Annotated in this window: 24 protein-coding genes; 22 read left to right on the top strand and 2 right to left on the bottom strand. The window is 37.5% G+C overall.

Translation table 11 applies throughout. The features are described from left to right. Positions 1-324 precede the first annotated feature (324 nt). The 11 genes from MHH64_RS20810 to MHH64_RS20760 all read left to right on the top strand — a co-directional run bounded on the left by MHH64_RS20810 (position 325) and on the right by MHH64_RS20760 (position 12,594). Positions 325-1,758 carry a PTS mannitol transporter subunit IICB gene (locus tag MHH64_RS20810; protein ID WP_095307983.1) on the top strand — a complete coding sequence of 478 codons (1,434 nt, stop codon included), beginning with the start codon at positions 325-327 and terminating at the stop codon, positions 1,756-1,758. 39 nt (positions 1,759-1,797) lie between these two features. Beyond that, positions 1,798-3,891: a BglG family transcription antiterminator gene (locus MHH64_RS20805; RefSeq protein WP_340003297.1), complete on the top strand. Its 2,094-nt coding sequence runs from the start codon at positions 1,798-1,800 to the stop codon at positions 3,889-3,891. A gap of 15 nt (positions 3,892-3,906) precedes the next feature. Beyond that, positions 3,907-4,344: a PTS sugar transporter subunit IIA gene (locus MHH64_RS20800; RefSeq protein WP_095307987.1), complete on the top strand. Its 438-nt coding sequence runs from the start codon at positions 3,907-3,909 to the stop codon at positions 4,342-4,344. After that, positions 4,345-5,481 carry a mannitol-1-phosphate 5-dehydrogenase gene (locus MHH64_RS20795; RefSeq protein ID WP_340002388.1) on the top strand — a complete coding sequence of 379 codons (1,137 nt, stop codon included), beginning with the start codon at positions 4,345-4,347 and terminating at the stop codon, positions 5,479-5,481. A 245-nt stretch (positions 5,482-5,726) separates the two neighbouring features. After that, on the top strand, positions 5,727-6,578 hold the full coding sequence (locus tag MHH64_RS20790; RefSeq protein WP_095307991.1) for a MurR/RpiR family transcriptional regulator: 852 nt from the start codon (positions 5,727-5,729) through the stop codon (positions 6,576-6,578). Between the two features lie 114 nt (positions 6,579-6,692). Beyond that, positions 6,693-7,583, top strand: coding sequence for an N-acetylmuramic acid 6-phosphate etherase (gene murQ, locus MHH64_RS20785; RefSeq protein WP_118888554.1), 891 nt, complete (start codon positions 6,693-6,695; stop codon positions 7,581-7,583). Positions 7,584-7,602: 19 nt separating this feature from the next. Next, positions 7,603-8,976, top strand: coding sequence for a PTS transporter subunit EIIC (locus MHH64_RS20780; RefSeq protein WP_118888555.1), 1,374 nt, complete (start codon positions 7,603-7,605; stop codon positions 8,974-8,976). A gap of 73 nt (positions 8,977-9,049) precedes the next feature. Continuing rightward, entirely contained in the window at positions 9,050-10,120 is a 1,071-nt protein-coding gene (locus tag MHH64_RS20775; protein ID WP_340002387.1) for a MupG family TIM beta-alpha barrel fold protein, read from the top strand. Positions 10,121-10,166: 46 nt separating this feature from the next. Continuing rightward, entirely contained in the window at positions 10,167-10,661 is a 495-nt protein-coding gene (locus MHH64_RS20770; protein WP_340002386.1) for a GNAT family N-acetyltransferase, read from the top strand. Between the two features lie 354 nt (positions 10,662-11,015). After that, entirely contained in the window at positions 11,016-11,975 is a 960-nt protein-coding gene (locus MHH64_RS20765; protein ID WP_340002385.1) for a BadF/BadG/BcrA/BcrD ATPase family protein, read from the top strand. A 202-nt stretch (positions 11,976-12,177) separates the two neighbouring features. Then, on the top strand, positions 12,178-12,594 hold the full coding sequence (locus MHH64_RS20760; RefSeq protein ID WP_095308001.1) for a heme-binding protein: 417 nt from the start codon (positions 12,178-12,180) through the stop codon (positions 12,592-12,594). Between the two features lie 185 nt (positions 12,595-12,779). On the opposite strand, the gene rpiA is transcribed toward MHH64_RS20760, so the two are convergent. Next, positions 12,780-13,457, bottom strand: coding sequence for a ribose-5-phosphate isomerase RpiA (gene rpiA / locus MHH64_RS20755; protein WP_340002384.1), 678 nt, complete (start codon positions 13,455-13,457; stop codon positions 12,780-12,782). A gap of 29 nt (positions 13,458-13,486) precedes the next feature. Next, entirely contained in the window at positions 13,487-15,505 is a 2,019-nt protein-coding gene (gene tkt, locus MHH64_RS20750) for a transketolase (RefSeq protein WP_340002383.1), read from the bottom strand. A 232-nt stretch (positions 15,506-15,737) separates the two neighbouring features. Between tkt and MHH64_RS20745 the strand changes: the two genes are divergently transcribed. The 11 genes from MHH64_RS20745 (at position 15,738) to MHH64_RS20695 (ending at position 26,745) form a co-directional block, all read left to right on the top strand. After that, positions 15,738-17,801, top strand: coding sequence for a BglG family transcription antiterminator (locus MHH64_RS20745; protein ID WP_340002382.1), 2,064 nt, complete (start codon positions 15,738-15,740; stop codon positions 17,799-17,801). 30 nt (positions 17,802-17,831) lie between these two features. Next, on the top strand, positions 17,832-18,320 hold the full coding sequence (locus MHH64_RS20740) for a PTS sugar transporter subunit IIA (RefSeq protein ID WP_095308010.1): 489 nt from the start codon (positions 17,832-17,834) through the stop codon (positions 18,318-18,320). After that, a complete protein-coding gene (locus MHH64_RS20735; protein WP_095308012.1) occupies positions 18,320-18,601 on the top strand; it encodes a PTS sugar transporter subunit IIB in 282 nt (93 codons plus the stop codon). Before MHH64_RS20740 ends, MHH64_RS20735 begins: the two co-directional genes overlap by 1 nt. 75 nt (positions 18,602-18,676) lie before the next feature. Beyond that, positions 18,677-19,936 carry a PTS galactitol transporter subunit IIC gene (locus MHH64_RS20730; RefSeq protein ID WP_118888571.1) on the top strand — a complete coding sequence of 420 codons (1,260 nt, stop codon included), beginning with the start codon at positions 18,677-18,679 and terminating at the stop codon, positions 19,934-19,936. 115 nt (positions 19,937-20,051) lie between these two features. Further along, a complete protein-coding gene (locus tag MHH64_RS20725; RefSeq protein ID WP_251661460.1) occupies positions 20,052-21,083 on the top strand; it encodes a zinc-binding dehydrogenase in 1,032 nt (343 codons plus the stop codon). A 76-nt stretch (positions 21,084-21,159) separates the two neighbouring features. Then, a complete protein-coding gene (gene deoC / locus MHH64_RS20720; protein WP_303449884.1) occupies positions 21,160-21,831 on the top strand; it encodes a deoxyribose-phosphate aldolase in 672 nt (223 codons plus the stop codon). A 248-nt stretch (positions 21,832-22,079) separates the two neighbouring features. Further along, on the top strand, positions 22,080-22,244 hold the full coding sequence (locus MHH64_RS20715) for a hypothetical protein (protein WP_168927271.1): 165 nt from the start codon (positions 22,080-22,082) through the stop codon (positions 22,242-22,244). Between the two features lie 19 nt (positions 22,245-22,263). Next, a complete protein-coding gene (locus MHH64_RS20710) occupies positions 22,264-23,364 on the top strand; it encodes a galactitol-1-phosphate 5-dehydrogenase (RefSeq protein WP_095308121.1) in 1,101 nt (366 codons plus the stop codon). Between the two features lie 278 nt (positions 23,365-23,642). Next, positions 23,643-24,596, top strand: coding sequence for an ATP-dependent 6-phosphofructokinase (locus MHH64_RS20705; protein WP_340002381.1), 954 nt, complete (start codon positions 23,643-23,645; stop codon positions 24,594-24,596). Positions 24,597-25,034: 438 nt separating this feature from the next. Beyond that, a complete protein-coding gene (locus MHH64_RS20700; protein ID WP_095308020.1) occupies positions 25,035-26,294 on the top strand; it encodes an SAF domain-containing protein in 1,260 nt (419 codons plus the stop codon). A gap of 94 nt (positions 26,295-26,388) precedes the next feature. After that, positions 26,389-26,745 (top strand): PTS glucitol/sorbitol transporter subunit IIA, encoded by a 357-nt coding sequence (locus MHH64_RS20695; RefSeq protein WP_095308021.1) that lies wholly within the window; start codon positions 26,389-26,391, stop codon positions 26,743-26,745. Positions 26,746-26,752 lie beyond the last annotated feature (7 nt).

Genomic DNA, 26,752 nt, shown 5'->3' with positions numbered 1-26,752 from the left:
TACAGCTAAGACACCATTCGCAAAAATAAGGCACCATCCCATGCAGTTAAGACACCCTCCCTCGCAGCTAAGACACCACCAATCGCATTTGAATTCCTAACTTAATTCTTGATTAAGATAGAAATAAACAGGGTACAGTAAGAAAAGAAAAACAAGCTTGAATTCAAGCCCTTATCTTAACCGTAGACAAGTTTTACATTTCACACCCTCCTTATTAAATTATGTCAACAATAATTATGCCAATTTGCCACTTTCTTTTAATTGAATAACCTACCATACTCGCTTACGATTAATAATGATGCAATTTTGAAAGGAGAATATTAAATGGCTGAACAAAAAGGAATTCGTGCCAAAGTACAACGTTTCGGAAGCTATTTGAGCGGTATGATTATGCCGAATATTGGTGCTTTTATTGCATGGGGAATTATTACAGCTTTATTTATACCGGATGGCTGGTGGCCAAATGAAGATTTGGCAGCATTAGTCGATCCAATGCTTTATTACTTATTGCCACTTTTAATTGGTTTTACTGGTGGGCGTATGGTTTATGATTTACGTGGTGGAGTTGTCGGTGCTACTGCGACAATGGGTGTTATTGCAGGAGCAGACATCCCAATGTTCTTAGGAGCAATGGTTGTTGGACCACTCGCAGGGTATTTAATGAAGAAAATTGACCAGGTGCTCCAGCATCGAATTCGTCAAGGTTTTGAGATGCTTTATAACAACTTCTCAGCAGGGATTCTTGCTGCGCTTTTAGCAATTGTTGCTTTACTTGGAATTGGACCATTAGTAGGCGCATTGAATAAAGCCTTAGCTGCTGGAGTTGAAGTTATTGTCAATGCAGGTTTATTGCCTCTTGCCAATATCATCATTGAACCTGCAAAGATACTATTTTTAAATAATGCAATCAATCATGGAATTTTAAGTCCGATTGGAGCGGATCAAGCCTCACAATTTGGAAAATCAATTCTATTCTTATTGGAAGCGAATCCAGGACCTGGTTTAGGTATCCTGCTTGCCTTTATGATCTTTGGAAAAGGTGCCTCCAAAAGCTCTGCTTCTGGTGCGGCAATTATCCAATTCTTTGGTGGGATTCATGAAATTTACTTCCCGTATGTATTAATGAAACCAGCATTAATTTTAGCAGCTATCGCTGGTGGGGTTAGTGGTGTGTTTACCTTCCAATTGTTTGATGTAGGACTAAGAGCTCCTGCTTCACCTGGTAGTATTTTTGCCGTATTGGCGATGACAGCACAAGATAGCTACGTCGGTGTTATCCTTGGTGTGCTCATTGCAGCTGCTGTTTCATTTGCTGTAGCAGCAATTATATTGAAAACAGGCAAAGCTACTAATGATGATCTTTCTGAAGCTACCAGTAAAATGGAAACAATGAAAGGGAAGAAAAGTTCAGTTGCTGGATCATTAAACCAAGCTACTGAAGAGCAAGTTGAAGGAGCAGCAGTGGAAAGCAAGCAAGCTTCCGATGTAGATAAAATTATCTTTGCTTGTGATGCTGGAATGGGCTCCAGTGCAATGGGTGCTTCCTTATTAAAAAATAAATTTAAAAAAGCAGATATTGATATATTTGTGACGAATAAAGCGATTAATGAAATTCCAGATGATGCGGATATCGTGGTCACGCATAAGGATCTAACGGATCGTGCAAAAGCGAAAGTACCAGCAGCTGAACATATTTCCGTAGAAAATTTCTTAAATAGCCCAAGATATGATGAGCTAGTAGAACGTCTTAAAAAATAAGAGAAGTTTCGAATAGCAAGGTTGAGGTGGTGAAGGCTTCTGAACATTTCTAATCGTGAGCGTAAAATCCTTGAAATTTTATTGGGAAATCCTGAGGGTATAACTGTAAAAGATATTGCCAAGGAATTAGAAGTTAGTGCTCGAACCATTCATCGTGATTTAAAAAACACAGAAGATATTACAAATCACTACAACCTAATATTAGAAAAAAAATCCGGTGTTGGCCTTCGGTTAGTTGGCATGGAGCAGGATAGAAAGCAATTTCTCTCAGCATTAGCGAATGTTACTGTCTTTGACTTTACACCAGAAGAAAGACAATCGATTATTTTGGCTTCCCTTCTTGAAATGAAGGAACCAATAAAGCTGTTTACGCTAAGCACAGAATTAAAAGTAACGGAAGCAACTATCAGTCATGATCTTGATCAACTAGAGAAAGAAATAGCATCCTATCGTCTTATTTTGATTCGAAAAAGAGGGTACGGAGTGGAAATTGCCGGTGACGAGGCGAATAAACGTGCAGCATTAAGCAGCTTGATTTCAAAGCATATTGATCCATTTGAGTTCGTGTCATTGATTAAGGATAATATTCAAAAGAAATCACAGGATCAATTTTCTGCGATTTCCAATAGGCTATTAGGTTTAGTAAATCCAGAGCATTTAATTGTGATTCGACAACGGGTGGAACAGGCAAGAGAAGAATTACCGTACGAATTAGCAGATAGTGCATTGATTGGGTTGGTTGTTCATTTAGCGTTAGCGATTGAGCGACTGCAGAAGGGTGATTCGATTCAATTTGACCAAGCACAGCTAATGCAAATGGAAGGTACAAAAGAATATCGTGTTGCTGAAAAAATGATACGTGATATAGAAGGCCCCCTTGGGATGGCCATCCCCGATGATGAAATTGGCTATATCACGATGCATTTAATGGGAGCTAAATTGCGGTCTGATTCGAACTATATTGACATGTATCCTGATGAGGATATCGTTTTTTCAGCTAATCAATTAATTCGTTCAGTCAGTAAGCAAATCAATGTACCGCAGATGAACAATAAACAGCTGCTAAATGATTTAGTTGCCCATCTGAAGCCAGCTATTTATCGGTTAAAACAAGGGATGACAATAAAAAATCCATTGATTAAGGAAATCAAGCAGGATTACGATGAGTTATTTCATATGATTACGGCAGCTGTTAAGGATACGTTTCCAAATATGGAATTCCCGGATGATGAAATAGGATACCTTGTTCTTCATTTTGCAGCGGCATTGTTAAACAATGAAAAAGCAGTAGATTTACAAGCGTTAGTCATCTGTTCGAGTGGAATTGGTACTTCAAAAATGCTAGCGACAAAGCTCGTTCAGCGTATACCAGAGATTAAGCATGTTGAAAATGCATCTATTTTTGACTTAAATAAATTAAACGTGGAAGCTTATGATGTCATTGTGTCGACGATTCCGTTAAAAGAATTTGACCACGATTATTTACTCATTTCTCCGATGCTTACTCAAAACGAGATTCATCAGGTGAAAAAGGAGATAAAGAAAAGAAAGCTTACGGTTCATATGAATTATAAAGAACCACGAGTAACGACAGATAGCAGTAATTTTACTGTTCGCATGGAAGCACTGCAAAATTATTCACGAGCAACTCTGGATCTTCTAGATTCATTCCAAGTTTATGACGTTACGGATAATTTAACAATAGACTCGGTATTACGTTTGGTTTGTAAGACGTTAGCAGAAAATAAAATCATACAAAGTGAAAAAATTGTATTTAAAAAACTGCAATTAAGGGAACAGATAAGTGGATTAGGAATTCCAGCTACGTCCATTGCACTTTACCATACACGTTCCAATGCAATCCACAAGCCGACGTTTTCCATTTATAAATTAAACCACCCGCTTGCTATCCGCGGAATGGATAACAACCAAATGAAAATGGATACGGTAATCGTTATGCTGGCACCTGAGATAACCCATCAGGAAGTCCTGGAGATCTTAAGCTTTCTAAGCAGTTTGATTATCCAGGATCAGACAAGTATTTCTTTATTTGAATCCGGAGATGAACCAAAGATAAAACAGTATCTTTCCGAACAACTAGAGCTATTTATACATGAAAAAGAATTAATTTAAGGAGTGAGTTTTATCATGGCAAAAGAAATTTTAAGCAAAGATAACATTCAGTTAGATACAAAATTAGCTAACAAAGAGGAAGCAATTCGTTTCACAGGTAAGATCCTAGTCGATAATGGGTACGTTGAGCCAACTTACGTGGAAAAAATGCTTGAACGTGAAGAGCTAACTTCTACATTTATGGGAAATAGCGTTGCTATCCCACATGGTACAGAGGATGCAAAGGAATTAGTAAAGGAAACAGGGATTTCAGTTGTTATCGTACCAGAGGGTGTGGATTTTGGTGACGGAAACACGGTGAAAATCTTGATTGGTATTGCTGGTAAAGGTGATGACCATTTGGAAGTTCTATCAAAAATTGCGATTGTACTTTCTGAGGAAGAAAATATCCAAACAATTGTTAACGCAACGACAAAAGAGGAAATCATAAGCATTTTTGATGAGGTGAACTAAATGCTAGCAGTACATTTTGGAGCTGGAAACATCGGCAGAGGCTTTATCGGGGCTCTGCTCTATCAAGCGAATTATCATACAACGTTTGTCGATGTTAATGAAGGCATTATTAACGAAATAAACGAGAAGCAGCAATACAATGTTGTGTTAGCAGCAGAAGAAAGTGAAACATTAACGGTAAAAAATGTTTCCGGAATCAATAGCATTACAGATCCAGATAAAGTAATCGAAGCAATTGGGAAAGCAGATCTCATTACAACTGCTGTCGGACCAAACATTTTGGCCATTATCGCAAAGTTAATTGCAGAAGGATTACAGAAACGAATCAAGACAAATAATAAGGCCTTAAATATCATTGCTTGTGAAAATATGGTTGGTGGAAGTTCACTGCTTAAAGAACATATTTACAAACAAGTAACAGCAGACGAGCAACAACAATTTGATGAAGTGTTTGGATTTCCAAATGCTGCAGTAGACCGAATTGTTCCAAACCAAGTGAATGAAGATCCATTATTAGTCTCTGTTGAACCATACTTTGAGTGGGTTGTTGAAAAACCAGCATTCAAAGGTGAGGTACCTGTAATTGATGGTGTCACATATGTGGGAGATTTAACACCATACATTGAACGGAAATTATTTACGGTGAATACCGGTCATGTCGTGCCTGCATATATTGGGCGCTCCCTTGAATATGCAACCATCAATGAAGCAATGCATGATGAAAAAGTACAGGAGATCATTAAGGGAGCTTTAAATGAGTCTGGTGAAGCACTGATTCAGACCTATCATTTTGACCGCACCGAACATCAAAACTATATTGATACGATTATCGGTCGCTTTATGAATCCATATATCTCAGACGAAGTAACACGAGTTGGACGTGGACCAATTCGTAAGCTAGGTCCACGAGATCGTATCATTCGTCCCGCAAGTTTATATATGGATGTAACAGGAAACGTGCCAACTTATCTCGTTCAGGTGATTGTAGCTGCATTACAATACAAAAATGCTCAGGATGAAGAAGCAGTAAAATTACAGCAAATGATCGCTGAACAAGGTTATGAAAAAACGTTGCAAACTATTTCAGAACTGGATGCTAATCACCCATTGATTGCAGCAGTGATGAAGGAAGTATAAGCTTAAGAGACACGTGGGTGCACGTGTCTCTTTTCTATTTTTAATCCCATAAGCGGCCATCCCCCGCAGCTAAGACACCATTCGTAAAAATAAGACACCATCCCCCGCAACTAAGACGCCATCCCTCTCAGCTAAGGCACATCAGCCCCACCCGTCGGCTAACACATTCTGATTTTAAATTAGTACACCTATTTAATTTTTGCTATACTAATGAACATAAAAGGATAAGAACAGGAGAAGTTGACATGGCAACCACATTACTAGCTAGAATAAACGAACGGCTTCACCAATTTTCCAAAACGGAGAAGAAAATTTCTGCGTACATATTAAATCACGCAGAGCTAATCCCAAACATGACAACGAAGGAACTGGCGAATAAAGCAGATGTAAGTGAAGCAAGCGTAATTCGGTTCGCAAAAACAATTGGGATAGGGAGCTTTAAGACATTTAAAATTTCCTTAGCACAGGAATTAGCTGTAAAAGAAGGATATATCACGGACTTTTCAATTTTGCAGAAAAAGGATTCCCCATACGAAATGTTCCAGAAAGTTGTCCATGTAAACAAGAATGCGATTGAGCTGATAATGGAATCCTTAGATAAAAAAGAGCTCGATGATGCGGTCACGTACCTAAAAAATGCGCGAAAAATTATTTTTTATGGTGTCGGAGGATCTTCGATTGCTGCAATGGATGCACTATACAAATTTACGAAACTCGGATATCAAGTGGAGTTTAATTTAGACTTTCATTACATGCTATCAAAAGTGCCGCATTTTAATAGTGAGGATGTTTTTGTTGCGATTAGTATGTCCGGCAGAACGAAAGATGTTCTGGACTTAGCGCGACTGTCGCAAAAAAAAGGAGCAAAGGTGATAGCAATTACAAACATAAACAAGTCACCATTGTATAAAGAAGCAGATATTCGATTAGCAACCCCGAATGTAGAGCAGGATTTTCGGATTGGCAGCATCACATCAAGAATGACCCAGCTGACAATTATAGATAGCTTATATATTAGTATTTTTAATAGTATTGGTGAGAATGTGCTGGACGAATATCAAGAAGCGAGAGATCATGTTGTGAAATTAAGAAGATAGCTTCTTTTTTTACTTGAAATGAAATTTAATTTCATAAAATTCATTATTTATATTGACTTTTAATTTCATAAATAGGTAAAATAGAGGTGAAAGAAAGTAGAGGAGGCAAAAATTATGCTTGAAAAATTAACAACGGAAGCGCGAAATCAACATACGATGCATTTAGATGAAATGACTACGTTGGATATTTTGCGCACGATGAATAAAGAAGATCAACAGGTTTTAACGGCGATTAAGGAGCAACTTCCACAAATTGAGAAGGCTACGAAATATGCAATTGAATCATTCAACAAAAACGGAAGACTTATTTACGTTGGGGCAGGAACAAGTGGTAGATTGGGAGTTTTAGATGCTGTAGAATGTGTTCCTACATTTGGTACGTCCCCAGAGATGGTACAAGGAATTATTGCGGGTGGAATGAAAGCGCTTTATGAAGCGGCTGAGGGGGCTGAGGACGATCCAGAACTTGGAGCAAACGATTTAAAGAGCATTCAACTGTCAGAAAATGATACGGTCATTGGAATTGCTGCAAGCGGGCGTACCCCTTACGTTATCGGAGCATTACAATATGCGAATTCGAAAAAAGCGAGTACAGTAAGTATATCCTGTAATAAAGACGCAGTAATGAGTCAATACGCTTCGGTGGCGATTGAACTTCTAACGGGATCTGAGGTACTAACTGGTTCTACCAGATTAAAGGCTGGCACTTCTCAGAAGATGGTCTTAAATATGATTTCTACTGCATCGATGGTAGGGATTGGTAAGGTTTACCAAAACTTTATGGTAGATTTAAAGCCGACAAATGAGAAATTAGAAGAAAGGTCCAAACGAAATATTATGGAAGTTACTGGAGTCGATTATGAAACTGCAGCCTCTTATTTTGAGAAATCGAAGCATCAGGTGAAGATAGCAATCGTTATGATTTTATTGCAATGCTCCTATGAAGATGCTATTAACAAGCTTAAGAACTCTGACGGATTTGTGCGACGCGCATTAGCAAAGTAAGAAAAAGGAGGGGTCAATTATGAAGAAAGAACAAAGAATGGCTACAGATATATTAGAACATGTTGGTGGAAAAGACAATATTCAGCGAGTCGCTCATTGTATGACAAGGTTGCGTTTGTCATTAAAGGACGATTCGAAAGTGAATATGACTGACTTAAAGCGTGTAGAAGGTGTGATGGGAGTTGTTGAGGATGAAACGTTACAGGTCGTTATTGGACCTGGAACCGTAAATAAAGTTGCTGCTGAGATGAGTCAACTAACCGGGTTTGGTATCGGTGAAGATGCAACACCAGATGATTTAACATTTGAAGAAAAAGCAGCCCTTGATAAACAAAAACTCAAAGCAAAAAATCGAACACCATTTAAAAATTTTCTGCGTAAGCTTGGAAATATTTTTATTCCACTTATTCCAGGTTTGGTTGCTTCAGGGATTCTTAATGGAGCAGCTAACTTTGCAGTGAATGCAGGAGTAGACAGAGAGCAAACATGGATGCAAATTTTACTTTTGCTTGGAAGCGTTGTCTTTGCATCATTAGGAATATTGGTTGGTTGGAATACGGCAAAAGAATTTGGCGGGACACCGGTATTAGGCGCCATTGCAGGAATGTTCTTATTTAGCCCGCTGCTCGCAGATATTACGATTTATGGTGAAGCCCTAACTCCTGGTAGAGGTGGTTTGTTTGGTGTTATTTTCGCCGCCTGGTTAATGACATTTGTTGAGAAAAATGTTCGTAAAGTGATGTGGGATGCAGTAGATATTATCTTTACACCTTTGATCACATTACTTGTTGTTGGATTTGCTTCATTATACGCCGTTATGCCAGTAGCTGGTATTTTGTCAGATGGTATCACGATGGGGCTAACTGCTTTAATTGATACAGGTGGGGCGATAGCAGGAGCAGTACTAGCAGGATTTTTTCTGCCATTAGTTATGGTTGGTTTACACCACGGCTTAACCCCGATTCACCTTGAATTAATTAATGTCTATAATGAGACTGCATTGTTAACCATTTTAGCGATGGGTGGAGCTGGACAAGTTGGTGCTGCGATTGCGATTTTTGTAAAAACAAAGAATACGCGTCTGCGAAATATTATCAAAGGGAGTGCACCAGTAGGGTTCCTGGGAATTGGCGAACCATTAATGTATGGAGTAACATTACCATTAGGAAGACCGTTTTTAACAGCTTGTCTGGGAGCTTCCGTTGGTGGAGCATTCCAAGCAGTTATGAGTACAGCATCATCGGGAATTGGCGTTTCTGGTTTGTCACTAATCCCACTTATAACAAACGGACAATATATAAGCTATTTCCTCGGACTCGTCATTTCGTATGCGTTTGGATTCCTATTTACGTATGCATTTGGCTTTAAGGAAAGCATGGCAGATGGTATTTAATAGGCTTTAAGATTAGGAGGTTGCTTTAACCTCCTATCTTTGCTTACATAAAAAATAAATGGAGGGAATCAGTGTGTTAGGAATTTCTGTTTATCTAGGGAATGAGCCAATTGAACAGCAGACTCCCTGTATTCGTAAGATGAAAGAAAGTGGATTTCAGTCGATTTTTACATCGCTTCATATTCCTGAGGATGATCATTCAGCCTATAAGGATCGGCTTCAGGAACTTGGAAGAGTAGCTACTGAATTAGATATGGAATTGATGGCAGATATCTCGCCGAATTCATTACAGGCACTAGGGTTTAATTGGGAAAATGCGGATGAATTACTAAATTGGGGACTTTCAGGTCTTCGGATCGATTATGGTGTGGACGAGCAAACGATTATTAATTTGTCTCACAAAATGCGCATCGCACTAAATGCAAGTACGATTACAGCGGATTCGTTACACGATATGAAAGCAAAGGGGCTAAACACTGAAGCAGTGGAAGCTTGGCATAATTATTATCCACGACCAGAAACAGGACTCGGGTTAAGTGATTTTATCCAAAAAAACAGGCTGTTAAAATCGGCAGGGATTACTGTAATGGCATTCATTCCTGGGGACAAGCAATTAAGGGGTCCGCTATATGAAAAACTGCCAACCTTGGAACAGCATCGCAAGCACTCACCTTTTACTGCTTTTTTGGAATTAGAGAAACTGGCAGGGGTGGATAAAATTGTGGTAGGTGACGTTGAATTAAGTGAAGCGTCATTAGAACAATTTCGCGACTATAAGCAAGATGAAATTGTCGTTCGAGCTGTTCCAGATAAACTGACAGACTCTGAAATCCTTAGCAAATCAGTGAGTCCATTCACCAACCGGGCAGATAACGCGAGAGACTGTATCCGTGCAGTTGAATCGAGAGGTTATGCGCAATTTGGAGAAGCAGTTGTTCAGCCCCGCAACTGTGTGGAACGATCAGCTGGATCCATTACGATCGATAATAAGAAATATATGCGTTATCAAGGAGAAATTCAAATTGCATTAGCCGATTTACCAGCAGATGAAAGAGTAAATGTACTTGGAAAAGTCATTGACGATGATTTACCATTGCTTCCATGGATTAAGGGCAACCAGAAGTTTCGGATTAAATGGGTGTAATCAAGGTATCTTTAGCAGAATGTCAGGAACAAAGGAGGGAATAAGGATGATCATTAGATCAATCGCGGAAAGTGATGCAGAAAATTTTGTTGAGCTAAGTAAGGAAATCGATGCATCTGGCTTTATGTTACATGATCCAGGAGAACGCGATACGACGATCGAGCAACAACGAAAATCAATCGAACGGATTCTAACTGAAAAAAATACAGTCTTTTTAGTAGCTGAAGCTGATAACAAATTGGTTGGCTTTATTGCAGCATTCGGTGGGAAACTGATTAGAAACAAGCATTCAGCATACCTTGTTTTAGGCATTCTCGAAGCATATCAAGGACAAGGAATAGCTACAAAATTATTTCAGCGAATTTTTGAGTGGGCAAAAGAAGTTGGGATTTCAAGATTAGAATTAACAGTTATAAAAGAAAATATAAAAGCATTTAATTTATACCGAAAAATGGGATTCGTTGTAGAGGGAGAGAAAGTCAATTCTCTCATGATAAACGGTGAGCCCGTTAATGAGTATTATTTATATAAATTTGTGTGAATGTAGATTTCATTCGAAGTAAATAACTTTCCCTTATGAACTACAACAAAAGGAGCTAACGTCTAAATAGATTAGATTCTTAGCTTCCTTTTTTATGGATTACGAAGGTTTCTGCCGTATAAAGTTATTTATGTCTGTAATGAGTGCCTGAACCAGGCTTCTTTTTGGATATTCGGTACCTCATCACCTAGATTGTAATTTCTTAAGTGCGTAACCCTTGTATTTTCTATAGAACAGCCCCTGTCCCACAATATTGATAATCTACACGAGTCTATAATAATCAATTTTCCCTTCACATATAATCTAATAGATAATCAACTAATCAACTATAAACACTGGTGGAGGCTAGTTATTATGTACGTTTTAGGAATTGATGGTGGTGGTACAAAAACAAAGGGTATCATAGCAAAGTCGAATGGAGAAATAATTGCCGAAGCAACAGTAGGTCCGACCAACCCAAATAGTGTAGATAAGTGGAGTTTGAAAAAAGAGTTGCAGAATCTATTTACTTTATTAAAACAACAGTGTGATTCTTGCTTTTTCCAATTAAAACATGTATTTGCAGGGATGTCAGGTGTTGGCCATCCAACAACGAAAGAGATGGTGCAAAAGATTCTTGTCGACTTACTACCAGATCATGTGCATGTAACAGTAAATATAGATGCTATTAATGCTCTCTATTCAGGTACTTTAGGTAAACCGGGAATTGTACAAATTGCTGGCACAGGCTCCATTACATTTAGTATAAATCATGATGGTTTATCTGACCGTGTGGGGGGATGGGGATATTTAAGTGGGGAGATGGGAAGCGGTTTTGCACTTGGACGTGATGCTTTAGAGGCAGCTTTCTTAGCCTATGATGGATTAGGGACTCCAACAGCAATTAGTAATTTCCTACTTGAATATTTCCAAGCGGCTAAGTTACCCGATATTATCCATGCTGTTTATCAAGAAAAAAACCAGAAAGAACGTGTTGCTTCATTGAGCAAAATAGTAATGAGAGCAGCTGATGATGGTGACCAAGTTGCACAAGGGATCATTCAAAAAAACGCTGTACATATGGGCAAGTCAATTGCTTGTTTACAAACAAAGCGATTTTCAAAAAAGGATAGAGTCCCGGTTGTGCTAACAGGTGGGATTTATAATCGACTTGACCTTTTCCAAGCAATAATCGAAAAAGAAATTCGTCAACATCAATTGGAATCAATACTCACAGTTCCTAAAATGGAACCTATTGGCGGAGCTATTGTTGCTGCGTGGAGGGAAGAAGGAGTTACCGTTAATTCGAGTTTTGTTAAGGTTTTTACAAGATAACCAGTAGTTTACATGAATCAAGTCTTTTTACCTGCCGAGAGTTTGTGCTAGGTATAATGATTTATTTGTTTAATTCTAATAATTACAACTTGTTTAATATTTTGGTTTAATGTAGAATGAAACTGCAATCATGTGAAACATTTAAAATATCGTTCCTATCACGAGAAATGGATAGTTATTTAATATGAGGGAGGAATTTTAGTTGAGTAAAATGAATCTTGAATTAGCAAAAAAACTTATTGAGGGTGCTGAACAAGAAGCAGCAAATATTGGAGTTTCAATGGTTATATCCGTTGTTGATGAGGGTGGAAATCTAATCGCAGTACATCGTATGGATGACGCATGGCTGGCTAGTGTTGACATAGCGCAGAATAAAGCTTGGACTTCTGTTGCGTTAAAGATGCCAACATCAGATTTAGCTGAAGCTACTATTCCTCAAGCTGAATTGTATGGTTTAAACACAACGAATAACGGGCGGATCGTTCTCTTCGGGGGAGGCATTCCATTAGTTGAAAATGATCAGGTTATTGGTGCTGTTGGCGTGAGTGGCAGCTCTGTAGAACACGATGTTCAAGTGGCACAGGCAGCAGTGGATGCTTTTGAAAGTATAAGAGTATAATATAATAGAATAAATGCATATTAAAAAGCAGTGAACGATTAATAATCGTTCACTGCTTTTCTTATTTATAAATACATATACTGAAATGTAACCGTGTAGGAAAATAAATTTTAAAGCTATCAGTATGATTCTTGCCATTAAAACGATAACTGTTGGATAAATACTAGAGAAGAATTACTGAAAGATTATTTAGTTATACTAAAAACACCGTCCGCTCTTCCGACAATAACTTTATCAGCCATCCCTGCAAACAACCCTGTTTCAACAACACCTACAAGCATTTTTAAATCCTTTTGCAATGCTTCGGGTTCTAAAATTTCATCAAAGGAGCAGTCCAGAATGTAGTTGTCATTATCGGTAATAAACACATCTTCATCTTTATGGCGTAATGCTGGTCTGCCACCCAATTTTTCAATGGTTGCTGATGTTCGTTCCCAACCGAAAGGCGTTACCTCTACAGCTAATGAAAATGCCCCCAGATGGGTTACAAGCTTAGACTCATCAACAATTACAATAAACTCTTTTGCAGCAGCTGCGACAACTTTTTCGCGCAGTAACGCTCCACCGCCACCTTTAATAAGCTGCAGGTTTTCATCGACTTCATCAGCACCATCAATTGCTATGTCCAATTGCTGTACCTTTGAGAAATCAGTAAGTGGTACACCGAATTCTTCTGCCCATTTGGCTGTCGTGTTAGAAGTGGGGATAGCAGTAATATTTAGTCCTTCTTGTACACGTTCACCTAATCTTTTCACCATCCAGTACACTGTAGATCCAGATCCTAGGCCGACTTTCATGCCGTCTTTAACTAAATTCGCTGCCTCTTCTCCAACTAACTTTTTTAACTCGTCTGCATTTTGCATCTTGTAACATCTCCTATTTGTGAAAAAAATTATAAAATAACTTCCACGTTCAATACTGATTCAACATGCTTAACAACATTTTCAACTGTAAAACCATACGCTTCAATCACTTTATTACCTGGTGCAGATGCTCCGAAAGTGTCGATTCCAAGAATTCTTCCTTGTTCACCTGTATAGCGTTCCCAGCCGAAAGTGGTTCCCATTTCGATTGCAACACGTGCTTTCACTTGAGGAGGAATTACTTCATTTTTATATGCTGCATCTTGTTGGTTGAAGCGATCCCATGAAGGCATGCTAACAACGCGTACATCAATTCCTTTTTCTTTCAGTGCTTTCTGGGAATTAATCGCCAGTTGAACCTCAGATCCAGTTGCTAATAATAGTGCATCAGGTGTCTCTTTTTCTGAGTTGCTTACGATATAGGCACCTTTTTTAACACCTTCATAGGCATTTTCTTTTGTTGATTCCAATGTTGGTAAATCTTGTCTTGTTAAAACAAGTGCTGTAGGCTGATCTTTTGATTCCAGTGCTAGGCGCCATGCAGCAGCGGTTTCGTTAGCGTCAGCAGGACGAATCGTGGATAGTCCAGGAATGACACGTAGTGCTGCTAAATGTTCAATTGGTTCATGTGTTGGACCATCTTCACCAACAGCAATAGAATCATGGGTAAATACATAAGTTACAGGTGTTTTCATAATGGATGCCAGGCGAATAGCTGGGCGTAAATAGTCATTAAAGACAAAGAATGTACCACCATATACTTTTAATCCGCCATGCAGAGCCATTCCGTTTAAAGCAGCTCCCATTGCATGCTCACGTACACCAAACCAAATATTTCTTTCTTCGTAACTATCCCGTGAGAAATCGCCTTCACCATTTATCATTGTCTTGTTGGATCCTGCTAGGTCAGCACTTCCGCCAAAGAAGTTAGGTACTGCTTTTGCAATAGCATTTAAAACTTTACCAGAAGATGCTCTTGTAGCAAGCGTATCCTGACCAGCCTCAAAAACTGGTAATGCTTTCTCCCAATCTACTGGAAGCGCATCATGTATTGCCAGCTGAAGCTCTTTTGCTAGTTCTGGATATTTTTCAGTATACATCTCAATCAATTGATTCCATGCAGCTTCTTTTTCTTTACCGTTTTTACCAATTTTTTCATTGAAATCGGCATATACCTCTTCCGGGACATAGAAGGCTTCGTGTTCCCAACGATAAAATTCTTTTGTTAGCTTTGTTTCCTCTGAACCAAGCGGAGAACCATGTGATGCTGCAGATGCAGATTTATTTGGTGAACCATAACCAATTACAGTTTTGATTTCAATTAAAGTTGGTTGTGTTGTATTTGCTTGTGCTTCCTTAATTGCTTTTCTGATTTCATTGATATCGTTTCCATTTTCAACACGGAGAACCTGCCATCCATAGGCTGTGAAACGTTGCTCGGTATTTTCAGAGAAAGATTTATTTAACTCACCATCTAAAGAAATATCGTTAGAGTCATAGAGTGCAATTAATTTGCCTAACCCTAAATGCCCGGCTAATGAAGCAGCCTCATGGGATATTCCTTCCATTAAATCTCCGTCGCTTACAAGCGCATACGTATAATGATCCACGACAGATAGGTCTTCTTTATTAAACTTAGCAGCTAAATGTGCCTCAGCCATTGCCATACCAACAGACATTGCGATACCTTGACCAAGTGGACCAGTTGTTGCCTCCACTCCATCTGTATGATGTACCTCTGGGTGCCCTGGGGTTTTTGAATCCCATTGGCGAAACGCTTTCAAATCATCTATTGAAACGTTGTAACCAGCTAAATGAAGTAGGCTGTATAAAAGCATTGATCCATGACCTGCTGAAAGGACGAAACGGTCACGGTTAAACCATTTAGCGTTTTTTGGATTATGGTTCATGAAATCTGTCCATAGCGTGTAAGCCATTGGAGCAGCTCCCATTGGTAAACCAGGATGTCCAGAGTTAGCCTTTTCGATTGCGTCGATTGATAGGGTGCGAACGGTATTAATGGATAAGTTCTCGATGTTTGTTGACATTAGTAAACGCTCCTTTAATTTATAAATGTTATATGTTTCACATAACTATCGTATAATGAACCGTTTTCAAAAACAAGCATTTTATTGTACGTAATTGTGAATAATATATGTACAAATTTGTATTTTCTGTGTAAAACACAACGTTGTACATTAAATGTTCTGTTTTTTGGGATGAAAACGAATTCAATTTATGTATAATAGATGGTAATATAAAGCTAAAGGAGGATTACGAGTGGTACTGAGCGATCGCGACAAAAGGGTCTTAAATGATTTGATGAGTAATCCAAGTATTACAAGTATGACATTAGAAGAGAAACATTTATTAACAAGAAGACAGCTTGGCTATAGCTTCACGAAGATTAACGAATGGTTAAAAATAAATAGTCTTCCAACAATAGAAAGAACCAGGAAAGGTCAATTTGTGATTGATCAGGCTGTTTTTTCAAAGCTTAATAGTAGTTATGAAGGTGCTGTGGCTTCAGCGATATTTACGGAAGAGCAACGTGTTCAATTAATTATTTTGATGTTGCTAAGCTCCGAAGAAGAGCTGTCATTAAATCATTTTACAATCGAGCTGGAAGTTAGCAAGAATACGATTCTAAATGACATGAAACAAGCTCAAGTATTCTTAGATGAATACGATTTGACAATTCGGTATTCAAGGAAACATGGATATTTGATTGAGGGTAATGAGTTTCAAGTCCGTAAACTACTCATCCATATTACACATCAAGTACTGCAAATGAGTAATGGGAAAAATAGATTAGAGGATTTATCTGGCATTCAAAATGATTTGTTAGATGAATTTAAAAGGCGTATTGAGAAAGTGGAGAATAAGTTAAACTTAAAATTTACCGACGAAAAATTGGTAACGATGCCATACATTTTGATTCTAATATTAAGAAGGATACAAAAAGGCTGTGAGATAAAATCGTTTTCCATTCGCTATGAGGAGTTATCGGATACGAAAGAGTATCAGGCTACTGAGGAAATTTTATATGATTTTAATGAAATCCCAGTAACAGAGCGCTTATTTATCACATTGCATCTTTTGACGACAAATGTTTATTGGTCTGAATACATTAATGAGGAAGCAATTCCAAATCTAGTTCCAGCTATTAACGATATGCTCAGACAATTTGAGAAGAGTGCTTGTATTTATTTGCAGGAGCGTAATCAGTTATTAGACAAGCTTTTACAGCATCTTCAGCCTGCATATTACCGAATAAAATATCATCTTACAGATACAATTAATTTTCAAGGGTCTTTGAGCAAGGAGTTTAAGGAATTGCATCATCTTGTAAAGCGTTCCATTGGACCGCTTGCAGAGCTGATCGGTGATGACATTCCTGAAAGCGAAACCACTTATGTTACGATGCTTATTGGTGGGTGGATGAACAGACAAGGTGAAAGTATTGAAGAAAAAATAAAAGCAGTTGTGGTTTGTCCGCAAGGTGTATCGGTTTCAAAATTAATGTTTAATGAGCTGAAAGAATTATTTCCAGAATTTGTTTTTTTGGATTCCTTGTCCGTACGAGAATTTCTCGATTATAAGTTAGATTACGATATTGTATTTTCACCAACCCAATTAGAAACAGAGAAAAAGTTATTTATCTCAAAAGTATTTCTTGGGCAAGATGAACGTTATCGTTTAAGAAAGCAAGTGATGCTTGCGATTCATGGGTATATTCCAAATGATATTAATGTTTATCATATTGTAGATATTATTAAGAAGCATACTGCAATTAATAATGAAAAGGCTTTAATAGAAGATTTAGAGCAATATTTTAATCGTGACGATGATTCAGCAGTGGTAAGGCAGAATGCTGCACAACGGGAAATCGATTTGGATGAATTAATTGTGCCAGAGAATATCACGTTAAGAGATTCAGTTGATTCATGGGAAGAGGCGATACGTATAAGTGCCGATCCATTAATTAAAAAAGGCAAAATACTTCCAGAGTATGTGCACGCGATGATTCACCACTCGAATGATGATCCGTACATCGTAATAGGTACAAATATAGCAATCCCACACGCTGCTCCAGAAGACGGTGTTAATGAGGTTGGTATGACTTTATTACGTTTAAAAGATGGTGTTCAGTACAGCCAGGATTATAAGATTAATCTAATTTTCGTTATTGCCGCAGTGGATAAAAAGCAACATATACATGCTTTAATGCAATTAATGAATTTGGCAGGATCTGAAGAAGATACAAACAAAATAATCAATGCGAGTTCTATTGAAGAGGTTCATGAAATTATAAAATTTTATAGTTCTGACAGAAGTTTGTAAGACAGAAGCAAAAGAATAGGAGTGCAAAGAATGAGTGAGTTATTTTTCAATGAATCTGTCATTCTACTGGATGTGGAAGGCGATAATAAAGAAGAGGTATTAGCAACAATTGGCAATAATCTAGTGGAAAGAGGTTTAGTGAAAGAAAGCTTTGTTCCTGCGATTATTAAACGAGAAGGTGAGTTTGCAACAGGGCTTCCAACAGCAGGAGTATCTGTAGCGATACCACATACAGATGTGGAACATGTAAATAAAAAGACGATTAGTGTCGCCGTTCTAAAGAACCCAGTTGATTTTGTGATTATGGGCGACGATAGTGAGACTACACCTGTACAACTAGTTTTTATGTTAGCAATGGATGAAGCGCATTCACAGCTTTCTTTACTCCAAAAGTTAATGCAAGTTTTTCAAGAAGAGGATACATTGAAGTACCTAGTAAACCAAAAAGACAAAACAAAGGTTAAAAGTCTTTTGGAGGAAAAGCTAGATTTTGTAGCACTTGAAGGAGGTGAGAGATAATGGCGAAAACAGTATTAGTAGCATGTGGAGCAGGTATTGCAACATCAACAGTTGTAAACAGTGCAATTGAAGAATTAGCGAAAGAAAACAACATTAAAGTTGACTTAAAACAAATCAAAATTGCTGAAGTTGGTGCTTACGTAGATACAGCTGATCTATTAGTTACAACTGCAATGACGAAAACAGAATACCCATTCCCAGTAATTAATGCACGTACATTTTTAACTGGTATTGGTGTTGAAGATACAAAAAAACAAATTTTAGAAGAACTTCAAAAATAAGCAGCAAAACATAAATCTCGATAAGCTCTTAATGTGATATCGAGATTTATGTTGAATTTGTTAGGGGGTATCATAATGCAAGCATTCGTAGATTTTATTCAAGGTTTTTTAGGTTTAGGCGCGACTGTTATTCTTCCAGTAGCAATCATGATTTTAGGTCTTGTGTTTGGTCAGAAGCTCGGCAAAGCGATTCGTTCAGGTTTAACAATCGGGGTTGCTTTTGTTGGTATTTTCTTAGTTATTGATTTGTTAACGCTAAACTTAGGCCCAGCAGCACAAGGGATGGTTGAGCGTTTAGGAGTAGATTTAAATGTTATTGATGTAGGATGGCCGGCGACATCATCAATTGCATGGGCATCTGTTGTAGCGGCATTTATTATTCCACTGGGATTAGTTGTAAACGTTATTATGCTCTTAACGAAGACAACGAAAACAATGAATGTTGATATTTGGAACTACTGGCATTATACATTTATGGCAGCAGTTGTGTATACAGTATCAGGTAGTATTGTACAAGGTTTAATTGCAGCAGTTATATTCCAAATTGTTTGTCTTAAAGTTGCAGACTGGACACAACCAATGGTTAGTGATTTTTATGAATTGCCAGGTGTTTCCGTTGCAACAGGAAGTACAATTTCCTATGCACCTTTTATTTATTTAGTAAAATTAGTACAAAAAATCCCTGGATTGAAAAATTTACATGCTGATCCAGATTCCATTCAAAAACGTTTTGGTATCTTTGGAGATTCCATGGTAATTGGTCTGATTTTAGGTGCAGCAATTGGAGCATTAGCAGGGTACAGTGTTGGTGATGTTATTAACATTGGTATATCAATGGCTGCTGTAATGGTCCTTATGCCACGTATGGTTAAGATTTTGATGGAAGGGTTAATGCCTGTTTCAGAATCAGCACGTGAATGGTTAAATAAACGTTTTGGTGATCGAGAAATTAATATCGGGCTGGATGCAGCAGTACTGTTAGGACATCCATCTGTAATCGCAACCGCTCTTATTTTAACACCAATTACAGTTTTAATTGCAGTTGTATTACCTGGTAATGCTGTACTGCCATTTGGTGACTTAGCTACAATTCCATTTGTTGTTGCATTCGTAGTAGGTGCAGCTAGAGGGAACATTATCCACTCGGTTATTGTTGGTTCGGTTATGATTGCACTTTCACTTTATATGGCGACAGATATTGCGCCGCTTTTCTCTGACATGGCTTCAACTGCAAGCATTAATTTACCTGAAGGCTCAGCAATGGTTTCAAGTATCGACCAAGGTGGTAACTTAGTAAACTGGATTATCTGGAGAGTCTTTGAGATTTTTAACTAGAAAGATTCATTTTTTCTAAAGTTATGAAGTGTTTGATTGTGAAACCTTTCACCAAAAGGCTATATACAACTAATTAATTGATCGAGTTAAACAAAAGCAACAGGAGGAATTCATAGTGAAAGCATTAGTAAAAACAGAACTCGGATTTGGTAACCTAGAAATTCAAGATAAACAAGAACCACAAGCTGGTAAAGATCAAGTGAAAATTGAAGTGAAATATGCGGGTATCTGTGGATCTGATATTCATACGTATGAAGGACATTATAAGGTTGCAACACCTGTAACACTCGGCCATGAATTTTCTGGTGAGGTAGTTGAGATTGGAGAAGGAGTAACGGAATTTAAAGTAGGTGATCGAGTTACTTCAGAAACCACTTTCTATATTTGTGGTGAATGTGAATACTGTAACTCAGGTGACTATAACCTTTGTAGCCACAGAAAAGGTCTAGGCTCACAACAAGATGGTGGTTTTGCCAAATATTTAGTTGCCCGTAAAGAAAGTGTCCATCAGTTGCCGGAAAATGTAGACTACCAGTCAGCAGCAATGACAGAACCATTAGCATGTACACACCATGCAATTGAGAAAACAGAAATTAATACAGGAGATCTTGTTGTTGTCATTGGACCTGGTCCAATTGGACTTTTAGCGGCTCAGGTAGCTAAAAGTCGTGGTGCTACGGTAATCATTACAGGACTAACAAATGATAAAGTTCGTCTGGATAAAGCAATTGAGGTAGGTATTGATTATACCGTTAATACGCAAGAAGAAGATCTAAAAGAGTTTGTCCATAAGTTAACAAATGGTTATGGTGCTGATGTAGTCTTGGAATGCTCTGGTGCTGTACCAGCTGCGAGACAAGGTCTGGATATTCTTCGCAAAAAAGGTCATTATGCGCAAGTAGGTATTTTTGCACAATCTGAAATTCAATTTGATCTTGAAAAAATTATTCAAAAAGAAATCCGGGTTGTGGGCAGCAGAAGCCAAAAATCAGCTGATTGGGAACCATCACTTGCATTAATGAATGATAGAAAAGTAAATGCAAAGGCTTTAGTAACACATGAGTTTAACATTACCGAGTGGGATGAAGCATATCAAGCGATTAAAAGTGGAGAAGCAATTAAAGTTTTGTTAACGCCTGTGGATTGATTAAAAATCTAGTAATCTTCCAGCAAAGGTCTGAATTACATTATACCTTGTAACAAAGGTGAGGGGGAGAATGAAATTGGATAAGCAACAACTAATTGACATGATTGATTATACATTATTAACTCCAACTGCAAGTAAAGAGGATATTAAAGCATTCTGTGAAGAAACAATCGAATATGGCTTTAAAACTGTTTTTGTGAACCCATTTTATGTATCGTACGCGCATAGTCTGTTATCTCCACACAATATTAAAGTTGGAGTACCAATAGGATTCTCACTTGGTGGTGCAACAACGCATGTAAAAGTGGAAGAAACAAAAGAGGCAATTAAAAATGGTGCTGAAGAAATCGATATGTTAGTTAACTTGGGAGCTCTTAAGTCAGGCGAATATGATGTGGTAAAAAATGATATTGCAGAAGTTGTTAAGGCATCTCAAGGATTAACAACCAAAGTTATTATTGAAACAGCATTATTAACGGATGAAGAGAAAGTGAAAGTAACGGAAATAATCATCGAAGCGGATGCTGACTTTGTAAAAACAGCTACTGGCTTTAACGGTGGTGGAGCAACAGTTGAAGATGTTAAATTACTTCGTTCCGTAGCGGGTGACAAAATAGGTGTAAAAGCTGCTGGGGGAGTTAAAACGTATGAAGATGCAGTTAACATTGTCGCTGCTGGTGCAAATCGTATTGGTGCAAGTGGTGCTGTAGCAATTATCAGTGGCGGTGTTTCAGAGGCTTCATATTAAAAATATCGTGCTAAACGGTTAAGTATAATACTTAATCGTTTTATCACGCATTAACGGACTGTAATATTTTTTCTCAAAGCTTGAGAAAACTAAAACGTGAAGGTTGTGGGAGAAACATCCCATAAATTCCCGATTCTGTTCAAGGGCCTTTAGGTCATACCCTTGAGGTACTAACATTCAGTGGGGAGGAAGGGAATCCCACTGAATGAAGTTTCACTTTATCACTTTTCATAGAAATGAGGGTTAGTATGGTAGATACACTTTTAGACTTCATGTTAGGCCCACTAAGAGGGATAAGTGAATTCTATTTTGAATACCAATTAATTTTTAACACGATTATCGTTGGATTCGCAGCATACAAACTGTTTTTCAGCAAAAAAAAAGAAGTAAAAAATGAGTCTGCAAATTATTAGATATATTGAGGTGAATGGGATGAGAGCGTTAAATCTTTATGGTGTACAAGATATTCGTTTTGAAGAGAATACACCAATTCCAGTAATCGAAAATGATACCGACGTTATTATTAAAATAAAATCAGTTGGAATATGTGGATCCGATACATCTAGATATAAAAAACTCGGCCCATATGTAGAGGGAATGACGTTTGGCCATGAGTTTGCTGGTGAAGTAACAGAGGTTGGGCCAGGAGTAAAAGGAATTAAAGTTGGTGATCGTGTCGCAGGATGCCCTGCATTTGTTTGTGGAGAATGTGAATATTGCCTCAGTGGTGAACCAGCACGCTGTGAAAACCTTAGTGTAATTGGTGCACGTCACCCTGGTGCTTATGCTGAATATACAAAATTACCTGCAACCCACATCGTTCCCCTTCCAGATAATGTTGATTATGATACGGCTGCATTGGTTGAACCTTCTGCGGTAGTAGCACACGGATTTTACCGTACTAAAATTCAGCCAGGTGCAGAGGTTGCTATAATGGGTGTTGGGAGTATCGGACTTCTAGCTGTACAATGGGCAAAAATTTTCGGTGCGAAAAAAGTATATGCAATTGACATTGATGACAAAAAACTACAAATTGCGAAAGAGCTTGGTGCTGATGTAGCAATCAATTCATTGGAAAAACCCGCCCATGAGCAAATTATGGAGTATACAAATGGTCGGGGTGTGGATTTAGCCGTTGAATCTGCAGGTTCACCAATTACATCTGCCCAAGTATTTGCCTTACCTAAAAAAGGTGGAGAAGTAGTATTTATGGGAATTCCATATGCAGATATTAACATTGAGCGTTTCTACTTTGAAAAAATTGTTCGTAATGAATTGACCATTTATGGATCATGGAATGCAATCTCAGCACCATTCCCTGGGAAAGAGTGGTCATCAACTGTTCACTATATGAGTACTGGCCAAATTAATGTGAAACCAATGATTTCTCATAAGTTATCTTTAGAAGAGGGCCCAGAAGCATTCCAGAAAGTTATAAATAGAGAGATAGACTCGGTTAAAGTGATTTTTAACCCGGAAAAAACGGAAGTATCTAGTGAATTAAATGTTGAAGAATTTACGATAGGAAAATAAAATATTTTATAATATGTAACCTATAAAAGGTTAATGTATTTTTTTAAGGTTAACAACACAATCAAGGTTTCTTCTTAAGAATCTTTGGTTGAAATAAATCAAGGATTACTACTATACAGGGTACCTATAGGAATCTTGTATAGTATTTTCTGTTATAGCGAGAGTAATTAACATATAGAATATCATAGGGGCTAGATTAATTTATATAGACAACAAACAAAATATCTGATTATATATAAATAACAGAAATCAATTAAATTACTTGGATGTGTTTACAAATGATGAAAATAGGGATATTAACAAGTGGTGAAGATGCACCTGGAATGAATACTGCAATTAGTGCAGTCGTTAAAGCGGCCAATTATCATAATATTGATGTAATGGGAGTTAATTATGGTTACAATGGGTTGATAGAAGGATCTATTTATCCGTTAACTGCATCTGATTTGGAAAATATTACTGATTCAGGCGGTACAATCTTAAAGACATCAAGAAGTACGGAATTAAGTGAAACAGAGAAAATGAAAATACAAGATACATTGGAAAAATCCGGAATAAATGCTCTAGTTATAATCGGAGATGATAAATCCTTTGAAGCGGCTAGGAAAATTCAACAACAAGGTATAAAAGTAATAGGTATTCCTGCAACAGTTGAAAATGATATAGTCTATACAGATTATTCTATCGGTTTTGATACAACTGTAAATACCATTCTAGAATGCATTCATAAGATTAAAGACACAAGCTTTTCTCATGATAAGACAACTATTGTAGAGGTGATGGGCAGACACTGTGGTGACTTAGCTTTGTTCTCAGCTTTAGCCGGTGGGGGAGAGATCATTTCTACACCGGAGCGGAAATTGGATTTAGATTCAATCTGTTCTACATTAGCTATGAGAATAAATGATGGAAAAAGAAACAATATGATTATCGTAACAGAAGAATTACATGATATACAGGAATTACAAAAAGGTATCGAAGAAAGGCTGAATATTTCTGTAAGAACATCTACATTGGGATTTTTACAAAGAGGTGGAAACCCATCGGCTTTTGATCGGGTACTTGCAAGCAGGTTGGGTATTGCAGCAATAGAATTATTAATGGACAAGCAAACTGGCAAAGCTGTAGGTATTAAAGGAAATAAAATAATAGATGTAGATTTTGATAAATTAAACATTGAAAATGGAAATAAACTAGAGAGTTACCGTTTATTGGAAACACTTTTAGATTAAGTAGATTGATATTCTAGACCCATGGTTGTTAGAAATGTTGTTTTTATGAGTGTCCCCATTCTATATACGCTCTAGATATAATAGCTATCGTTTATCTAAGATAAATGATGGCTTTTTGTGTCAGGAAAACTATCTGAAATCGCAATAATTTAACCACTAACAACAGGCGCCTATTATTTTAAACCTACATTTATAAAGCTATCCTGCGATGAAAATATAAATTCCTGCAAAATCCGACAATTTTTGTAGTTGACAATCTAATTTTTCCAATCTATAATGAAAGCGTATTCTAACATATGACACACATTGTAACAAATGTTACAAGATTAAACTTTATTTACGTAATGTAACAATTGTTAATTATGAAAGAACTTATTATCAAAGCTAGGTTTATTAAGTATGCGTTTTTATTTCAGAAGATTCTGAGGGGGATTTATAATGTCAATTTATCATGAACTTCAATTAAGAGAACAAGAAAATAACCCAATCAAAGTAGGAGTTATTGGTGCGGGACAAATGGGATTTGGACTTATTACCCAAATATCTCGCATTCCCGGAATGATCGTCGGTGGAGTTTCGGATGTAAACGTTGAAAGAGCTCAAAAGGCAGTTGATTATTATCAGTCTCAAGAAAATAAGAAAGTAAACACATTGGTATCTTCAGATTATCGAGAAGTCATCCAGTCATCCAATGTGGAGGTAATTGTAGATGCTACTGGAGTACCTGAAGTTGGAGCAAATATTTCCCTGGAAGCTTTAAATTCTAGGAAACATCTAGTCTTATTAAATGTAGAAGTTGATATAACAATAGGTTCGTATATGAATTCATTGTTTCAATCTGCTGGACTAGTTTATTCAGGATCTGCTGGAGATGAGCCAGCTGCAATCGTTGAATTATATGAATTTGCTAAAACGATGGGAATGGAAGTCGTTGTTGCTGGAAAAGGGAAAAATAACGCATTAAAAACGACAGCTAACCCAGATACTGCCGCAGCAGAAGCAAAAGCTAAAAACATGAGTCCGCATATGCTAGCAGCATTCCAGGATGGAACCAAAACGATGGCTGAAATGAATTTATTAAGTAACGCAATCGGCTTAGTGCCAGATAAAGTAGGAATGCATGGCGTCGATGCTAATCTAGATGACGTTGCACAAAAACTAGATTTGAAAGAAAATGGCGGCGTTTTAAACAGCTTAGGAGTAGTAGAATATGTTAACGGTTTAGCACCAGGGGTTTTCGTTATTGTTAAAAGTGACCTAGAACCTGTTGATGAGGAACTGCGCTATTTATTAAAAGTAGACAAAAGTCATGGAAACCATTATACATTATATCGCCCATATCATTTAGCTAGTTTAGAAACACCCGTTACAATTGCGAAGGCTGTCTTACATCATGATACTTCTATTCATCCGCTTGGAGCTCCAATCTCAGAAACTGTAACGGTTGCAAAACGAGATATTAAAGCGGGCGAAACACTAGATGGCATTGGTGGTTATTCTGTTAGAGGTGTATTAGAAACACATCAAGATATGGAAGTGAATGGTCACATTCCTATTGGTCTAATTAGTGGTAATGTTGTTGCTAAAAGGGATATTAAAGAAGGTCAATTTTTAACACACGATGATGTAGAACTTGATCCTTCAACAACCGTATGGAAATTAAGAGCTTTGCAGGATCATATGTTTCGTGTTAAATAGTTTTTTACTGCCTAAGTGAAATTAATAGTGGGTTCCTGGTGTAGGAAGATGATTAAGTTACAAGTCAACAAACACATAAAGGGAGGATAAAATCATGATGAAAACGAAAGTTCTGGAAATTGGAGCACTAGTACCAGATTTTAAAGAGGAGAGCTTATTAGTACTTTTTAATGAAACTGCTCCCCTTGAATTAAAAGATATCTCAGTAATTCACCGTTTTGAAGAACAACCTAAAAATGCTCTGCAGGAAGGAACAACACTTGTGATTGGTGATAAAGAATATACGATACAAAAAGTCGGGGATGAAGCAAATCCAAATTTTGAAAGCCTTGGTCACGTTTCGATTTATTTTAAAGACGATGAAACGGAAGAAATCTTACCAGGGGCAGTTTTAGTAACACCTAGTGAATTTCCAGAGTTGAATATTGGTGATTCAATTGAAGTTAAATAAGGTGGAT

The organism is Oceanobacillus sp. FSL K6-0127, from assembly GCF_037983385.1.
Classification (GTDB): Bacteria; Bacillota; Bacilli; order Bacillales; family Amphibacillaceae; genus Oceanobacillus; species Oceanobacillus profundus.
This window is presented reverse-complemented; position numbering and strand designations above follow the sequence as displayed.

Bases quoted from the DNA above. Each gene is read 5' to 3' on its own strand.
- rpiA (WP_340002384.1), bottom strand. From the start codon at position 13,457: ATGCAAAATGCAGACGAGTTAAAAAAGTTAGTTGGAGAAGAGGCAGCG.
- MHH64_RS20740 (WP_095308010.1), top strand. From the start codon at position 17,832: ATGAGTGAGTTATTTTTCAATGAATCTGTCATTCTACTGGATGTGGAA.
- MHH64_RS20770 (WP_340002386.1), top strand. From the start codon at position 10,167: ATGATCATTAGATCAATCGCGGAAAGTGATGCAGAAAATTTTGTTGAG.
- MHH64_RS20780 (WP_118888555.1), top strand. From the start codon at position 7,603: ATGAAGAAAGAACAAAGAATGGCTACAGATATATTAGAACATGTTGGT.
- MHH64_RS20795 (WP_340002388.1), top strand. From the start codon at position 4,345: ATGCTAGCAGTACATTTTGGAGCTGGAAACATCGGCAGAGGCTTTATC.
- MHH64_RS20695 (WP_095308021.1), top strand. From the start codon at position 26,389: ATGATGAAAACGAAAGTTCTGGAAATTGGAGCACTAGTACCAGATTTT.
- MHH64_RS20810 (WP_095307983.1), top strand. From the start codon at position 325: ATGGCTGAACAAAAAGGAATTCGTGCCAAAGTACAACGTTTCGGAAGC.
- MHH64_RS20705 (WP_340002381.1), top strand. From the start codon at position 23,643: ATGATGAAAATAGGGATATTAACAAGTGGTGAAGATGCACCTGGAATG.
- tkt (WP_340002383.1), bottom strand. From the start codon at position 15,505: ATGTCAACAAACATCGAGAACTTATCCATTAATACCGTTCGCACCCTA.
- MHH64_RS20710 (WP_095308121.1), top strand. From the start codon at position 22,264: ATGAGAGCGTTAAATCTTTATGGTGTACAAGATATTCGTTTTGAAGAG.
- MHH64_RS20735 (WP_095308012.1), top strand. From the start codon at position 18,320: ATGGCGAAAACAGTATTAGTAGCATGTGGAGCAGGTATTGCAACATCA.
- MHH64_RS20715 (WP_168927271.1), top strand. From the start codon at position 22,080: ATGGTAGATACACTTTTAGACTTCATGTTAGGCCCACTAAGAGGGATA.
- MHH64_RS20800 (WP_095307987.1), top strand. From the start codon at position 3,907: ATGGCAAAAGAAATTTTAAGCAAAGATAACATTCAGTTAGATACAAAA.
- MHH64_RS20790 (WP_095307991.1), top strand. From the start codon at position 5,727: ATGGCAACCACATTACTAGCTAGAATAAACGAACGGCTTCACCAATTT.
- murQ (WP_118888554.1), top strand. From the start codon at position 6,693: ATGCTTGAAAAATTAACAACGGAAGCGCGAAATCAACATACGATGCAT.
- MHH64_RS20730 (WP_118888571.1), top strand. From the start codon at position 18,677: ATGCAAGCATTCGTAGATTTTATTCAAGGTTTTTTAGGTTTAGGCGCG.
- MHH64_RS20765 (WP_340002385.1), top strand. From the start codon at position 11,016: ATGTACGTTTTAGGAATTGATGGTGGTGGTACAAAAACAAAGGGTATC.
- MHH64_RS20700 (WP_095308020.1), top strand. From the start codon at position 25,035: ATGTCAATTTATCATGAACTTCAATTAAGAGAACAAGAAAATAACCCA.